This window comes from Bacillus sp. FJAT-26390 (assembly GCF_001682865.1).
Classification (GTDB): Bacteria; Bacillota; Bacilli; order Paenibacillales; family Paenibacillaceae; genus Pristimantibacillus.
On the sequence record NZ_MAQX01000033.1, the window covers coordinates 103,643 to 120,220 of the forward strand.

The window sequence follows — 16,578 nt, forward strand, 5'->3', positions numbered from 1 at the left end:
TTTGTCCTCTCTTGTTACGTCTTTATATTAAAGCGGCCAGTACGATTGTAGGCCATGCCTTGAACAGCGCGATGATAGGTTGCTTCGTCCTCCGTTGGTCCGAGCAGCAGATCCTGCGTGAAATGCAAATGCTCCAGCGTCATTTTTACAAGCTGCTGATTAAATTCATTGATGTCTTGAAGTTTGGCAAGAGCTGCCGACAATTCCTGCCATAGGGCCTGAAGTTGCTGCTTCTCATTGGCATGATAGACAGCCTGTATGAGCTTGTCCATCTTGAAGGAACGATGGCTAGTCAGCTTTTGATCCAGCATATATTTCCCGATCAGAAAGATTCGCCGCTGCTCAAGCTCCAGTATGCGCTGGAGACACTTCTTTTCTTTGCTGGAAATGTATGAAAGAGTCTCCACATTGTTCACGGTAATGGCCGTTGTTTTCGCATTGCCGTATTCAATTAGCTGCCGGTGCTCATCTAATAGCTCTTGCAAAACCTCTAATATTTGCTGGATGTATTCATTCATTTAGAAAACTACTCCTTCAAGTAGGGAAGCAGCTTCTCGGCGATTTTGCCGGCTTCCACATGATACGTGCCCGATGCAACCGAACGCTTAAGCTGCTCGATCTGTGCTGTTCTGTCCGCTCCGCTCGCTTTGCTTGTCGTCAGCATCTCCTTGGCAGCCGCAGAAATCTGGACCTCGTCCTTCTTCTTTGTCTTGCCTTCTGCGCTCAATCTTGCTTCATTTTGCTTATGGTAAGGATTTAGCGCGCCAATACGATTCGTCTCGTTTATTTTCATTTTATCCACCTCATTATTTACGGAAACTAAAAAAGCCGATTACCTTTACAAGTATTATCGGCTTCGGTCAAGTGAAATTTTATAGTCATGAAAATATTAACAGTAATTCATCTATTTATCCTTGTATCTTTCTAAGCCTTTATATACACCGGTTGGCTTATATGCGCTTTTTACTTCAGCCTGCTTAGCGAGGTTATCGAACATTTCCTTTTTGTCCTTCTCGATCCGATGACGGCAGTTGTCGCAAAGATGATGATCGCGTATTAGCGTCCCGCAGGATTCGCATGGATACGACATATTAGGAGCGTTCACGATCGAAATACGTCCCTCGCGGATAAATTTCGTGATTTGTTTAATGGACACACCGGTAGCATCTGCCACCTCAGTAATAATCGAACCCTTGAACTCACGCAAAAAGTTTGCGCAAAGCTCGTACTCTTTATCAATATCTCGCATGCATGACGGGCATACATCTCTAAAATTTTTGGCAAAAAGCTTACCGCAGCGAGGACAATTATCCAAATTCATCGCTCTGAGCCCTCCTTTTTCTGTCAAAAGAATCATATGATTAGCTTTATTCTAATCGAAAGCGTTAACTTTTTCACTATGAATCTATTTACGATCCTATGAATATTATATCGCTTAGGAGCGCGCCCAGGTCAAAATGTATATTTCCAGCGGACGCTTCGCCAGCCGATGCAATTCTTGCGAGCAGGCTTCTGCCGTGCTTCCCGTCGTATAAATGTCATCAATGAGGAGGAGCCGAATCGTTTTCCGAGAGGGCTGTGCTTTAGAGGCAGGGTCAAGCAAAATGCGAAGCAAGCCAACGTTCACGCTAAAAAGAGACCTTGTATCTCGCATTCTTTCGGAGCGAGTTTTGAAGCTTTGCTTCTCCGAATGGCGCGCACGGACAAGCAGGTCCAGAAGCTGCAAGCGATAGCGCTTCGCAACATGGCTTGCAAGCTGCTCTGCTTGATTGAAGCCCCTCTCGCTTGCTCGTTCTTCACTGATAGGGACATAGGTGACGGCATCCCAATAATCTGCTAATTTCCATTTTGATATTTTAGCATTTCCGCTTGCCGCATTTTGTCGCTCCGCAATCTCAGCGGTCATCGCCTCTATAACAGGCAGCAGCATATCGCCTAGCAATGGGGCCAATCGTTCGTTCCCACGATATTTATATAGAGCGAGCATCGCCCTCATCGCTGGGTCATAATAAACCGCGCTGCGGTTGCATACGAATGCACGATGCGGACTGCGTATGCAGTCCTCGCATGCGATGCCGCGGCCGCATCTGGAACAGGCGATGCGGGTGAGCCATGGGATTGCGGAGAGGCATGCTCCGCAAAGCGACTTTCGAAGCTGGGGAGTCAGCTTCGATGGGTTGGAGCTGCCCGGGCTGCGAGCCTCGGTTCGCGGTTTGCCGCATAAGAGACATGCGGCAGACGTTGGAGCGAGCAGCTCCGCGGTAGTGGCGAAGGCGGATTGGAGACGCCGGAGCCATGCTTGCGGCGAGTCGGTCACTTTGACGAGCCTCCTCTGCTGGCGGGGAGCAAGTAGCCTTCCTTGCGAGCCATGCGGTTCATCGATTGAATGTGGCGAACGGCCGATACTAGCGAACGATTGCGTTCGCGGCTGCAAAAATAAACGCGGCCGAACGGGTCTTCGGCGGATCGCCCTGCCCTACCTGCCATTTGGACCAAGGATGCTTCGTCAAAAAGCCGTCCATCCGCATCTAGAATGTAGACATCGCTTCTCGGAATGGTGACCCCTCGCTCTAATATGGTGGTCGTGACCAGCACCCGAATTTCCCTCGCGCGAAAACGTTGAACCTTCTCCGATCGACCATCATCCTGTGATGAGGTTGCTGCTACGGATGGATGGTTTAACACAGCTCGCAGCAATGCAGCCATTGGCTCGGTCTGCGCGATTTGCTGAACGAATACAAACAGCTGGGCATTTCTCTCAATGGAGGCCTTCATAGCCGCCAGCAGCTTGGATGGCAGCTTTCGCTGCTGCAGCATTTGTTTCACTGCCGGCGTTTGGTAAAGGCGCGGAACGGGCAGCGGATGACGATGATAGCGCACGGGTACCCTAGCATGCGGAAGCTTACCGCGCTTCGCTGCTCGCTGCAGCTCCGCTGGCGGCGTAGCGGATAATAGCAGCCGGGCAGCGCCAGGCGCGCAGCTTTTGTCCGCCGCATAATGCAGGATAGGGTCGCCGGCGTAGGGAAAGGCGTCAAGCTCGTCTACAACGACTAAGTCAAAGCCCTGATAGAAACGCAGAAGCTGATGCGTCGTAGCTAATGTGATATCCCCGGCCTCCCAGCGCTGTTCGCTGCCGCCATACAAGGTTACTACTGAAGCCGCCGGGAATGCTTTGCGAATACGTGGATCCAGCTCGATCACGACATCGCGGCGCGGCGTTGCGATAAGCGCCTTGCCGCCCCGCAGCAGTACCGATTCCACCAGCGGAAAAATCATTTCGGTTTTGCCCGCTCCCGTAACCGCCCATAATAAAAAATCTCTCGTCTCCACGGATTTGCTTGTTGACCGCAATGCTTCGTTCTCTTCCTCTTCGACGAAACGAAGCGCCTTCGCAGCTGCAGCGCTCTGCGCTGGGCTCAGGCTCCATTTCGCAAGCCGCCGCTCCAAAGGCAACGGCTTGAGCGGCCGGCCACGTCCCGCCTGCACCCCATGAAGCGCAGGATGCTGCCCTATAACGAGCAGCTCGCATTCACGGCTTCGCCCCATTCCAATGCACGCCGTACAATAGGCGCACAACCGCCCGCACGCGGCACATGCCGTGCGGTGCATGAGCGCCTCACCGCTCCCGCAGCGCAAACAGCTGCGCTCGCGCCTGCGGCGCCCCATAGCGTCCAATCGCCCGCCATCCCCGGCGGCGATCGATCCGCTCAGGCGTACCCGCCCGAGCAGCGCGGCAAGCTGGAGCACTCCGCTCCAGCTCACCGCGGCGCCGGGCCCGCCCGCGCCAGCGAGCAGGGCGAGCGCCTCGCTTCGCAAAAGCGCACGTCCCTGCATCAAACCCGCGGCAAGCTGCGCTCCCGCCCCGATCTCTCCCAGCTCCGCCTCACTAATCGCCCGCTCCCGCTCTCCCCTTTGCTTGCGCACAGCGCCAACATGCGCAGCAGCATCCAACTTTCGCCATTCGCTCGCCGAATCCCTTTCAACTTTCCACTGCTCCACCAAGCCAAACAAGCTCCCCTCTCTCGCCTTTTCCCGCTTTCCTCCGCCACCTAGCGGCCACCATCGCCCGCTGCCAGCTGCTTTCCCTTCATTTTCCCCGCCTCGCTTAGCTATCTCAACACAAGCAAGCAGCAGCTCTATCCACTCCTCATGCTCCGCTCTCTTCCTTCTTCCGCTTGCTTTCATGTCCAATGCAGCCTTTCTCTCTTTGCTTCTCTTATGCCTGTCTTCCCAAAGCGCAGCTGCAAGGCAAGCATCGCCAAGCGGCAGTGGCTCCTTTAACAGCCAGCCAGAATCAGCTGTCTTCTCATTCAGACGCCCTGCTTTCCCAAATCTACCGTCCATCCAAAACTGCTTATCTATCTCCGGATTAATCGTTACCGCGGCCTGCCAACACCCTCGGACCTCCACAACATACACATGAGCCTTCATTCCCCTTCTCTCCCCTCGCACTCTTCCTTTAATCAATAGCAAAACGCTTCCTCTAATCCCCCGAACGACAAAAAAGCACACCCAACAACGCATCCCGCGTCATTGAGTGTGCTTCACTCCGGTTTTTCAATTACAGAAAATTATATACTAAAATGGCATTTTCGACAAATCCGACGGATTTTGCAAATCAATCAGCACCGCATGATCAGACTGCGATACAATTCCTTCTGCCTGCAGCAGCCATAGCAGCTGTGTGCCGTCAACTCCATCCTTTTGTGAGCGCTTACCACCCTCGGTTTCCGTTTGCGGCACATTTTCTCCGGAGTGTATCGTAACCTTATTGCCGCTTCTAGCCAACCGTTCGACAATAGCACGCGTCTCATCCGTCACTCCACGATCGACAATGGTCAGGCGGACATCCTTGCCCATCCTTCTCGAGAAAGAAAACAATGAACGCATATGCCATTCCATATTTTTTTGCCGAACGTCCGCTACAAACACATAATGCTTGCTGGATTGCTGTCTTCTGCGCCGAATTCGAAACGCCAGATGCACCGACAATGCAGCCAAAGCATAACATCCAATCACTAAAAGTAGAAGCTCAAACATAGCGGCCACCTCCTCTTTGTGACACTATATGCCACGAAGCGCCCACTGGTTCCGCAAGCGGAGGACAAGATGACAAAATGTGCGCCATGTCCAAGAGATACCCGGTTTTATGCTGAAAATAATAGTCAAATTACGACAAAGAAACACCCTTGAGCAATTTATTATATATGTTATCATCGAACTACATCCTTGCATAAGTACGTTTTTCAAGCATAGATTACAGGGAGAAGGTGGACTTCGTTCAATCGTAAAAGCTAGGGAAGCGATGAAGTATAATCTGCATATGGACACTTGGATTATATGGAGCCAATAGTGTAACCGGCCCTCTTAGAACCCACTATCTACTCTAAGAGGAGAGTGAACGATGCGTTATTGGAAAAAGCAGTTTACTATGAGCTTGGTCATTATATTAATCCTTTCGCTTGCGCTTGGTTCCTTCGTTATGGCTGAAGGACAGAACGGTGGTGGCCAGAGCAGCGGAGGCGGGGCTACTACACCCGTACCTAACACCGAAAATAGCTGCCAGAACTATTCGAACGACCGCAATAACGTTATTGCCAGCCATTCCAATATCGTTGTTAATGGCGACGGCACGGCAACGGCTACCTTTAAGACAAAGATCGATTGTGTAAGAGTCAGCTTTTCCTCCTATGTGGCTCCTGCTGACTGGGCTCCAGGGCCAGGCGATTTGACGATTCCTTACAATAAGCAGACCTATTTTGATGGGCAGTCCATTGCCTTTGATAAAGCTGGCACGTACACCATTACGATTACGATTCCGAAATGCCTTCCTTATCAATTGGACATTTACAGCGGCGATTTGCTCAAAGTGCTAGGCACTGGCGCCCATGGCGACAAAATTTTAGCCTGGAATCTAAAGCTGCAAAACAGCTGTACGGGCAATATCGTCATCAATAAGCTGTTAAACAACGTAGAAGGCGCTCCTCATGCGGGCATCACTTTCGAGCTATGGAAAAATAACCAGCTTTTCAAAAGCGGAGTTACGGGCAGTGACGGCACCCTTTCGTTTAATAACCTGCCGATCGGCAATTACGTGTTGAAGGAATTGACACTGGACGGCTTCACAACCGATTTGGCGGTGAACGAGCAAATTGCGGTTACGACCGACTCTACCCAGTTAAAAGTTGTCATCAATACACCAAAGTTAAAAATTGAATCGGCATGCTCCGTTAACCCGAATGAAACTAGAAGCTGGAAAGTAACGAACGAAAGCAATATTGATGTCCCGTATTCATGGAAGATAGAAGGCTCTAACCAGACGGGAGCAGGAAGTATTCCATCAAAAGCTACCGTTTCGTTTTCAACAAATACAGTAGCAGATAGCAATCCTATCGCTAATACCTTAACGGTGTATTGGAGCACCAGTAAACAACTGTTACTCGCAAGCACAGGTGAATTATGCGTTACGCCTACGCCTTCAACGACACCGACACCAACGCCTACTGCAACACCTACAGCATCACCGACACCTGATGTGACGCCTACTTTACCGCCAACTGCATCACCTACACCGGAGACTACGCCTACTATACCGCCGTCAGCATCGCCTACACCGGAGACTACGCCTACTATACCGCCGTCAGCATCGCCTACGCCGGAGACTACGCCTACGATACCGCCGTCAGCATCGCCTACACCGGAGACTACACCTACGATACCGCCGTCAGCATCGCCTACACCGGAGACTACGCCTACTATACCGCCATCATCAGAACCTACACCGGTGACTACGCCTACTACACCGCCATCATCAGAACCTACACCGGTGACTACGCCTCAGAATACGCCTAACTCAACGACGCCAACACCTACGAGTACGCCAACCTCAACACCTGTTGTCTCGACTGCACCTACTCCTACATCATCACCCGAGGTTACTACAATCGTTGAGATCGTGGATGAGGAGCCGCCAATCGGAGGAATCGATGATAACGAAAATGGCGAGCCGCCTACAGATACCGTTATCGATGTAGCCGAGGATCAAGTTCCGCTTGATACGCTTCCAAAAACGGGCGATTCCAGTCCTATCCCGTATTATCTCATTGGCGCCTTTGCCCTTTCAGCCGGCTTCCTATCGCTTCGCAAGAAACGGCAAGGAAGATAACCGGTAGGATCAAACCATCTGATAATTGTATTTTCATCTCCGGAGCAGCCTAAAAGGCAGCTTCGGAGTTTTTTTCGCAGCTCACACCTAACGGGAGCTAAGCATACAAAAAATCCCGCATCATCCGATACGGGATTTTTAATGATTTGAAATTTAAAGCGTAACCCAGCCATATTTGATCGATTGAATAACAGCTTGCGTCCGGTCATCAACTTCCATCTTTTGCAAAATGCTGCTGACGTGGTTTTTAACTGTTTTCTCACTGATAAATAGAAATTCACCAATTAGCTTATTGCTCTTGCCTTCAGCCATAAGTCTCAGTACCTCTGCCTCGCGGCGCGTTAGAGGGCTCTCGTCGCCTGCAACGAACTTCACTCCCGGCTCTTGTGCAGCAGCTGCTCCCGATACGATTCCCATCTCGTCCAAATAAGTCATGCGACGAAGCTGGTTAATCAGCTTGCCAGTAACTTTAGGATGAATGTAGGCATGTCCTTGAACGACAGAGCGGATGGCATTAATTAACGATTCCGCTTCCATATCCTTAAGCAGGTAGCCTGTAGCCCCTTTGCGAAGCGTTTCAAATACATAGCTCTCATCGTCATGGATAGATAGAATGATTACCTTAACATCGGGAAACAAGCTTTTCAAACGCTCTGTCGTAACGACACCGTTCTCGATTGGCATATTAATATCCATCAAAACGATTTCAGGAATCGTGTGATTACAGAACTCCATCACTTGAATGCCGTCGCCGCATTCGCCAATGACTTCAAGATCGTCTTCCATATTCAGAATCCGTTTAAGTCCTTCACGAAATAGCTGGTGGTCATCCGCAAGTAAAATTTTGATTGTATTTGCACTGCTTGCAGGTTTCTGGATCATCATCTTACTCCTTTCTAGATTCGGCAGTCGTAGGTATGTCTATCATAATTTTCGTCCCTCTACCGGGATTTGAGTCTATATCCATCCTTCCCTCTATCAGCTCAATACGTTCTCTCATCCCCACCAATCCAAAGTGTGCGTTTTGGCTAGCATCCTGCTCAATTAGTTCGCTATGAAAACCAACGCCGTTGTCCTGAATAACGATAGAAATCTGTTGTGGCTGATAGTTAATTTCGAGCAAAACATGAGTAGCACTCGCATGCTTCAAAGCGTTGGTAAAGGCTTCCTGAACCAAGCGGTAAATAGCCGCTTCCATTGCAGAGGGCATCCGAGCTTCTTTACCGATTAGCTCGAATACGGTATGTATTTTCGTTTTCTCTTCAAAATCCTGCGTGAATTTGCGAAGAGTCGGCACAAGTCCCAAATCATCCAGCGCCATCGGACGCAAATTAAAAATAATTTTGCGAATTTCTTCTAGGCCGGAACGGACCTGTCCTTTCAAATCTACTAATTCTTCCTGTACCATCACAAATTCCTGCTTGATAAGCATTCGTTCTGCAATTTCTGTTCGAAGAACGATATTGGCGAGCGATTGTGCCGGACCGTCATGGATTTCTCTCGCGATCCGCTTTCGTTCTTCCTCTTGCGCCAATATGATTTTTAAGCCTAGCAGCTGCCTTGTTTTGGCGGATTCAATGATTCGAGTAACCTGGTTCAGGTCACCCGCTAAATACTCAAGCACAACATTTATTTGCGAAGCAATCGTTTCAGCTCGCTCAATCGAATTTTCCACATTGCGGACGCGTTTTTGCAAATCATCCCGACGTGCCTTCAAGTAAGACTCTTTCTCGCGATACACCATCAAATCCAATTGAATTTGAGTAGCCTTCTCATACGCTGACTTAATGTCGTCTTCCTTGTAGCGTACAAAATCCCGGCTTACTTCTGTTAACCGTATACGCGCACGACGGTAGTCCAGCTCCAACTGATCGACCTTATCGATCGTCTTCACCGTTTCCTGAAGAACGATCTCAAGCTCCTGCTCCAGCGACTCAAGCTCCGTGCGCGCCGATTCACATATTTCATAAATCTGATATTTGCTGTCTTCCATCACTTCGATTGCATTCTTAATAACTCGATTTATATCGACGGTTAGGTGGTCCACGATAGATCGGCAACCTTTCTCTACTTAAAGGTTTATCTATTCTATCATAACACAGAATATAGCTATTTCGTCCATCGTTAATCGATGGTAATCTTTTTGGCTTTGCCGTCATAGCCCACTTTTAATCCCAGCTTCTCCGAGAATAGACGAACCGGAATTAGCGTACGGTCGTTTCGAACGATCGGAGTTACTTCTGAGGTTTGACGCACGCCGTTTAAAATTAGATCTTTTTTCCCAAGCGTCATTTCCATCAGCTTATTGCCGCGCAGCACCGTAACTTGCCCCGTTTTACCATCAAAAAGCAGCTTGGATCCCATTGCGTCCGAAACGAACCGAACCGGTACATAAGTGACTCCATTCAGCACGATTGGCGCCGAATCCAGCTTGATCGCTTTACCATTAACCGTAGCAGCAGTCTTGCCTACGATCATCTCTACTTTCGTTTTTGAATCAACCGTTACGGACGGCGGATATTGCAGCTTCATGTTATCTAGTCCAATTGAACCAGATGCTGCCCGCTCATCCTGTCCCTCGGCAATCGTAACGACGTAGATGCGTTTGAGCTTAACCGGGAATTTCATTCCAGCCGACGATAGGTTCAGCTTCACATTTTTCCAGCCGCTGAAGTCCAGCTGCTTGGCAAGATCCAGAAGATGCGCTTTTCCGTCCGCATCAATAAACTCCGCACGTACCCAGTTCAGGCTGTTATCTCCGTATAGGTCTACGGTCATTGAGATTGGCGAGCCTTCGATTGCACGGCCTGTCGAATTAAACACTGCATAAGATGCTTTCGTACCTGTTCCATTCGTAAAATCATAATCCAGCTTTAACGCCTTCGCGGACGTTTGGCCCGGCAAATCAGACACTAGGTTTACGCTGCCAGCCGTTTCAGCAGGTGTCACCTGTGAAGTAATCGGATAGGTCGATTTCTCAAAGTCCTCGAAGGTGCTGACCGATTCTCCTTGCGTAAATGGAATCATAGCCGGATAACCGTCATAACGGGCAATTGCGTATCCTACAGTCGTTCCTGCATTAACCGATTGAACCGTTAGGCTATCTCCTTTTTGCGCGGCTGTGAAGCCAACAAATTCCCATTTTACGGAGTCGCCGCTTAGCTTATAGGTATTGCCGTTTTTGAGCTTCATCGTAAGCGGAACGGAAATGGTTGCTCCCTTAGCCAATACGCCCACTGCCGTATCAATGGATAGCGAGGCAATTTGGTCTTGGCCAATGACTTCAATATCCTGTTTTGTCGATATTCCGCCCGACTTCACGCTGAGCGTCGTTTTCCCTGCTTTTGTCGCCGTAAACTCATTGCCTTGGAAAGTTCCGATCGCTTTCTCAGAGCTCCATACTGCTGTTCCATTATCTACATCATATGGATTGTAATACGTATCATAACCCTTCAATGAATAGGAAGACTTCTGCCCTATTAGCATGACTTTAGATCCACTTACAGAAATACCTTTAAGCGTTCCTTTTGGCGCTGTTGTGAATACGCCTATTCCGTTAGCCACGCTCCGCTGCGTTGTGCCGTATTGCGTAGAATGAGCAAGCTGCAGCGCACTATTGCCAAGCGGACGCTCGATCATCGTCGTTGAACCGCCGCCATCGAGATTGACGCCTTTATAAACGCCTAGCTGCACCATAATCTGCTGAAGCTCCTTCAAGCTCACACCCGTATTGCTGCCATATCGCTCACTCGTAATGAGATAGACTTTCGTTCCGTCCTGTGAGTAGCCGACACCAGTCCGCGAGGTATAAGAGGAACCGCTAACCCCCGTAATATCACGAGAGAACGCAGCAGCAGCGCCGGCATTAACCAGAAGCGTATGACCGCCTGCCATCATCTCGAAGGACGCAGGATCTACCTTCGCTCCCGTTGTCTGTGACACAAGCGAGTAGTCGGCTGTAATCGATTGTCCGATCTGCAAATGCTCTTTTACGTATGTAGCTGCTAGGCCGTGCGTACGAAGGATGTATCCATCGGCTGGCGCTTGTCCGGCTATTGCTTTATCAATGGAAATTTCCTCGATAATGCCGTTGCGAACCAATACCTCCGTAGGTGTGGAGCCTGAATTTTTGGGCCGTTCCGCCCCGCCCCAGGCACTAGTATAAATATACATCTTATTGACGTGGCTAAAGTTCGTGCCTGTCGTTTCCGGAACATAGGCCGATTGGTTCAATCCCTCAAGCGGGAAGCTAGACCCATCTGCAGCCGTCACTAAGCCGTCGAAGGTATAATTATCGATCATTGGCTTGCGATCCTTCGATATCGAGAATGCATGCATCCCCTTTAGCTTAGCTGGGCTCGACATGAACATGCCGCTCGAGACTTGCCCTCCAAGAGGCGCGCCTTCATTGCCCATTACGAAGACGTCAGCATTGATTGCAGCTACCGCTCCGTTTTCTTTTGTCATATTAAGAATCGTGTTGACTTGACCAATGCTATTATTTCTCCCGCTCATCGCATTTAAGGATACGTAGGGATTCGTTAGATCGACTTCTATGACATGAACATCGGTTTGTACCTTCGAGCTGCCGCGCGTCGCCGTGTATACGTAGTCAAGCCGCTTGGCTCCCGCTGTAACATATGATTGTTGTGACAGCTTAAGAACAGTATTGCTAGCAGCCGCCTCTGTGGGCTCCACAAGTGCCGTTTGCCAGCTTCCAGGCAAAAGTGACGCTACTGGCTGTACTAGCAACGCTCCACCTAACACAACGATAATGACGCGCTTCCCCAAGCTTTCTGTCTGCCGTCCGATGATTTTCTTAACCTTACCCATTAGATTAGCAACTCTCCCATCCATTAATCTAATAGTTATAGACTACAAGAGTAGTAGAAAAGTTACGTCCGATAAAAGAGTACTATCGTATTCTCTAGACTGATAGATATCGCCTATGTAATAAAAAAGGCTCAGACCGCACATTTGATGCACGGACCGAGCCATATTAATTGCTTATTACGGAGTCAAAAATTTCACCTTTTGCAGCAAGCGCAGGATCATAACGGATCCTTCCGCGCGCGTTGCATTGGTTTGCGGACTCAATGTCGCCGCCGTTTTACCGCTAATGACACCGATATAAATCGATTTTGCTACGTCAGACTGCGCCCATGCGCCAACTTTCCCGCGATCCGTGTACTTCTGGAGGTAGGAGGAAGCCGATTGAGGCAGCTGAACCGTTAGACCTGCTACACTAGCGGCTCTAATCATCATCACGGCCATTTCCTGACGCGTAATAGGATTGTTAGGCTTAAAGGTGCCATCGGTATTGCCAGCCACAATTCCTGCTGCCGATGCGGCGCCAATATAAGCTCCCATTGTCGTATTCGTATTGACATCCTTAAATCTGGCCGCTGCCGTCTTGTCGCTGCTTAGCCCTAGACCTTTGGCGATGTATGTGGCAAATTCACCGCGCGTAATCGCTTTATTCGGCTCAAACTTAGATGCAGTCCGGCCCTCTACGATGAATTTCCGCGACAATGTATGAATATTGGCCGCTGCCCAGTGATTGGCTAAATCCGAGAAGCTCGCTGAGTTAGTCACAAGCGCATATGAGCTATTGCCCTTCCGCTTGAACGTTGCTGTCGTCTTGCCTGAGCTTGTCGTAAGCTCAGTCGGCACATAGGAAAGCCCGCCTGTCGTAGGGTCGAACCACACGACTGCCGCCTTGCTCGTGTCCACGGACTGGTAAGTCTGAATCGTACGCGACACATAGCTGTTAAAATCATTCAATGGCTTCTGCACGGAACCGCTGACAGCGGTAACGTCGAAGTGGTAAGGGCCGGCTAGCATACCGACATTGGAGCTATTGATTTTTGAGTTGAGATCTCCCGTAAGCGTTGATGAACCTTGGTCGATTCGGATCAGCAATTGCCCCATTGAACTGTTGCCATTAAGCAAAGTATTTATTTTCGAAAAATCCGTCGCATTTAATTGCAGCTCATAAGTCGCATCGCCATATTGCACAGCGAATACGGATTTAGCATTGATGCGGGATGCCATATCCAGCGTGCTTATTGGAACAGACACAATCGCTGCACGTTCTGAGGAAGGCACTTTAAACGCGACACGAGGTATTGCGATACCGGCTGTACGAGCGGTTGAAAATGCCGTAAGCAGCTTCTCGCTCGATATTACATAACGATTTGCTTGTACGCCTGCTGGAGAAGTGTCCATTACAGTGGATGCTACTGACGTTTTTAAGCCAATTCCTCCACCATCAGATTCTTCATACTCACCTGATAAGCCATCCAAGATCGTTGTTTGATTGGCCGCATTTAGATTAGTGAAGCTATTTATCGTCGTCCCGCTATTCGTGCGAAGACCGGTAGTGCTCGAATAGTAGCTCACCGTCACCGTCTCTCCCATGCCAACTGGGGAGGCTAGCCTTAAAATGACCGATGATCCGCTCAAATCTACTCGCGATACTAATCGTACTGCGTTATTCGAATTTACTAGAAACTGAGAAATGCCAGGCACATAACTGCTGTTCATTGACTCAGCGAAAGTTAAGGTTATTGTAGAGCCTTTTGCAATAACGCCATAAATGGTGCCGTTTTGCCCTCCTCCGCCGCTACCTCCACTTCCAGACGTAACATTGGTAAAGGAGGATGCAGCATTTCCTGCCAAGTCTGTTATCAACGACATCGAGGCCAAGTACGATACGGATGCCACTTGTCCAGTTGTTATAGCTGATGAAAGTATTAATAGCACGGAATCACCAGAAATATTGATTTGTAGTACAGGACGTACGATGTTATCGACCAATACATTGAACTGTCCCACTGTTGGTACACTCTGTGTGTTCAAGTTCTTATTGTATTTCAATGTGACAATGTTACTGTTAACGCTAATATATTGAAGGGTGGGCGTACCAGTATCAGGCACACTGTAAATACTGTAATTGTTAAAAGCCCCCAAGTAGTTGCCAGCCTTATCCCTAACTGGATTAGAGCCAGGCGTATAAGTCACATAAACGTTTTGATAGCTTTGAATCGATCCATTAATCGTAAGCAAAATATTGTTTCCGTTGCTTGAGATGGAAGTCGTACTGTAATTAACGCCTCCGATGTTAACTGAGAATTGCAGATATGCGTAACTATTTACTTGCATTAGTTCTTTATTAAAAGATAAAGTAATGGCGCTTCCTGAAGCGTTACCGCTTATTACCGTAGGTGCTGTGACATCTTTTGCACCAGGCACATCCTGATTGGCAATGCTTGCTGCTTGATTGCCTGATGTATCTTGAATAAGCCCTACGGCTGCTTTAGAATATGACAGCTTCACTTGTTGTCCCGCAACAATTGGGCTAGAGAGTGTTAGGTAAACAGCTTCTCCTCTTACCTGAACGCCAGTCACTGGTCGCGGAGCTCCATTTACCGTCACATAGAAACTCCCCGTTGACGGGACCGAATATACATTTAAATCTTCGTTAAAAGATAGAGTGATCGTTGATCCGCTCCACTCTAGCTTGCTAATCGTTGGCGCTGTTGTGTCCGAACCAAACGTATGAAAAGTCCATTGATACTCGTTTAGTATTCCTGCAAAGCTGTTTCCAGCTAAATCGGTTACAGCACTAGCATCAATCGTTATATAGTAGGCGGTTTTGGCATTCAATGCCTGTGATGGCGTAATAACTAATAAACTATTATTATTGCCGTCAATATAAAAATTCCCTGGAATAGGCTGCAGCGTGTTATCCCCTACAGGATTAAACATGATCGATCCTGTGCCCTTTTTGACAGGCTCGTTGAACGAAGCCGTAAAGGCTTGACTCAGCCCAACCGAAACCGCATTATTTACCGGATTCAGTAATGATAGTGTAGGCCTCACTGTATCCTGCGCAACCGTAAAGGACCAAGCTGACGAGGATGAAAGCCCTGCATAGTAATTGCCTGCCGCATCGCGAATTGCGCGATTGCCGATTGTAACATAATATTTTGTATTATTTACGAATGCCTTCTCGGCCTCGCCACTAATCGCTTTATTCGGATCAATCGTAATCTGATATGTTCCGCCACCCGTTACTCGCTCCGAAGTGACTGGAATCGAACGGAATAATGCTCCTGTTGTTGAATCTCTAATTTCAATTGCGCCGCTGCTTAGAAAAACGGGCTCATTAAACGTAATTTGCAAGAGAGAGCTCAAGCCACTGATCGTTCCGCCCGCCGCCGGCAAGACCGCTGTTGCAAGAGGCGGGGTCGTTTCATTGCCAGGATCCGTACTGAAATTCCATACGGAGGCGCCGGCAATCCCATGATACCATTGATCGCCATTTGGGTCCTGCTGGGTGAACGCACCTGCATCAATTAACACATAATAAGCTGTATTAGCCTCTAGATTTGAGCTTGGAGATATTTGTACTTGATTACTAGTAACAGTTACTCGAGATGACAGAGCGCTAAAGCGTTCAAAGGTTGTGTTATTGCTTATCCGTCGTATTTCAATATATTTATCTGCACGTGCTTGAACATTTTTGTCAAATGTAATATTTAGCGTTGCAGTGATCGGCACCGATGTCGCATTGTCTGCTGGAACGAAAGGCGCTGCCACATTCACTGGTGCAGTGTCCGTTGTAAAGCTCCACGTTGTGCCATTATAAAGATTGCCCGCCGCATCCTGAAAGGCTGTACTGGGAATCGTAACGGAATACGACGTGTTTGGCTGCAGTGCAGCTGGAGGCTGAATGATGATTTGGTTCGTCCCGCTGCCCCTAACCGCATTCGAAGTCACTGCAATCGTTCTATTATCCTCTGTAGAGTTGATTTGGATGCTGCCGCTTGCAACATATACCGCCTCATCGAAGGTAATGATAATAGGTGTCGTTATTGCCGTAGGCGAAACATTAGGAATTAGCTTTGTATGCGACGGCCTGGTCACATCCACTTCAGCAACCGTTCGGAAATTCCAGCTGCTAGCGCTATTGATCCCCGCATAACCGACATTGTTCGAAGTGTTAACAAAGGCACCGGCATCAACCAAAACATAATAATTTGTATTTAGCGCGAAATGATATGTCGGGTCTATCGTCACCGTTCTCTGAGATGCATCAATGGAGATTTGATTAGACGATAAAGGAATCCTTTCCACCAAGTTGCTCGTTGCATAATCGTAAATGGAAATGGATGTTGAATTAGACCCTTTGCTCACATTTTCATCAAAGGTCATTTTCAAATCAGCCGTAATCGATACGTTAATAAGATCATCAGCCGGGCTGAGGCTTAATACGACTGGACCCGTAGATGCTGCAGCCGCTTGCTGCGTGCCAAGAGGCCAGCTTGCCAAGCTTAATTGGAGAAACAGCATTACGGCGATAAATGAAGAAAGCTTGCTGGTTCGGTTCATTTCAATTCACTCCTCAA

At 48.6% G+C, this 16,578-nt stretch carries 11 protein-coding genes and 1 riboswitch; of the genes, 1 reads left to right on the forward strand and 10 read right to left on the reverse strand.

The features are described from left to right. Positions 1-14 precede the first annotated feature (14 nt). From A7975_RS24785 to A7975_RS24810, 6 genes are all read right to left on the reverse strand, one after another. Complete coding sequence (locus tag A7975_RS24785; protein ID WP_053373818.1) at positions 15-518, reverse strand: flagellar protein FlgN; 504 nt, start codon at positions 516-518, stop codon at positions 15-17. A gap of 8 nt (positions 519-526) precedes the next feature. Continuing rightward, on the reverse strand, positions 527-793 hold the full coding sequence (gene flgM, locus A7975_RS24790; RefSeq protein ID WP_065386932.1) for a flagellar biosynthesis anti-sigma factor FlgM: 267 nt from the start codon (positions 791-793) through the stop codon (positions 527-529). Positions 794-904: 111 nt separating this feature from the next. After that, positions 905-1,321 (reverse strand): TIGR03826 family flagellar region protein, encoded by a 417-nt coding sequence (locus A7975_RS24795; protein ID WP_065386933.1) that lies wholly within the window; start codon positions 1,319-1,321, stop codon positions 905-907. Positions 1,322-1,435: 114 nt separating this feature from the next. Continuing rightward, positions 1,436-2,317: a ComFC family protein gene (locus A7975_RS33305; RefSeq protein ID WP_082198443.1), complete on the reverse strand. Its 882-nt coding sequence runs from the start codon at positions 2,315-2,317 to the stop codon at positions 1,436-1,438. After that, entirely contained in the window at positions 2,314-4,431 is a 2,118-nt protein-coding gene (locus tag A7975_RS24805) for an ATP-dependent helicase ComFA (protein WP_065386934.1), read from the reverse strand. The genes A7975_RS33305 and A7975_RS24805 overlap by 4 nt, the downstream gene beginning before the upstream one ends. Before the next feature lie 147 nt (positions 4,432-4,578). Then, a complete protein-coding gene (locus tag A7975_RS24810) occupies positions 4,579-5,040 on the reverse strand; it encodes a hypothetical protein (protein WP_053373813.1) in 462 nt (153 codons plus the stop codon). Positions 5,041-5,289: 249 nt separating this feature from the next. Next, positions 5,290-5,371: riboswitch (cyclic di-GMP riboswitch) on the forward strand. Between the two features lie 33 nt (positions 5,372-5,404). Here A7975_RS24810 and A7975_RS24815 point away from each other — a divergent pair. Continuing rightward, on the forward strand, positions 5,405-7,165 hold the full coding sequence (locus tag A7975_RS24815; RefSeq protein ID WP_065386935.1) for a SpaA isopeptide-forming pilin-related protein: 1,761 nt from the start codon (positions 5,405-5,407) through the stop codon (positions 7,163-7,165). Between the two features lie 153 nt (positions 7,166-7,318). On the opposite strand, the gene A7975_RS24820 is transcribed toward A7975_RS24815, so the two are convergent. From A7975_RS24820 to A7975_RS24835, 4 genes are all read right to left on the reverse strand, one after another. Continuing rightward, positions 7,319-8,047 carry a response regulator gene (locus A7975_RS24820; protein WP_053373810.1) on the reverse strand — a complete coding sequence of 243 codons (729 nt, stop codon included), beginning with the start codon at positions 8,045-8,047 and terminating at the stop codon, positions 7,319-7,321. 4 nt (positions 8,048-8,051) lie between these two features. Next, entirely contained in the window at positions 8,052-9,212 is a 1,161-nt protein-coding gene (locus A7975_RS24825; protein WP_053373809.1) for a sensor histidine kinase, read from the reverse strand. A 77-nt stretch (positions 9,213-9,289) separates the two neighbouring features. Beyond that, the gene (locus A7975_RS24830; protein WP_065386936.1) at positions 9,290-11,998 is read right to left on the reverse strand and encodes a stalk domain-containing protein; all 2,709 of its coding nucleotides are present in this window, start codon (positions 11,996-11,998) and stop codon (positions 9,290-9,292) included. 177 nt (positions 11,999-12,175) lie between these two features. Next, positions 12,176-16,561: an Ig-like domain-containing protein gene (locus tag A7975_RS24835; protein ID WP_065386937.1), complete on the reverse strand. Its 4,386-nt coding sequence runs from the start codon at positions 16,559-16,561 to the stop codon at positions 12,176-12,178. Positions 16,562-16,578: the final 17 nt, after the last annotated feature.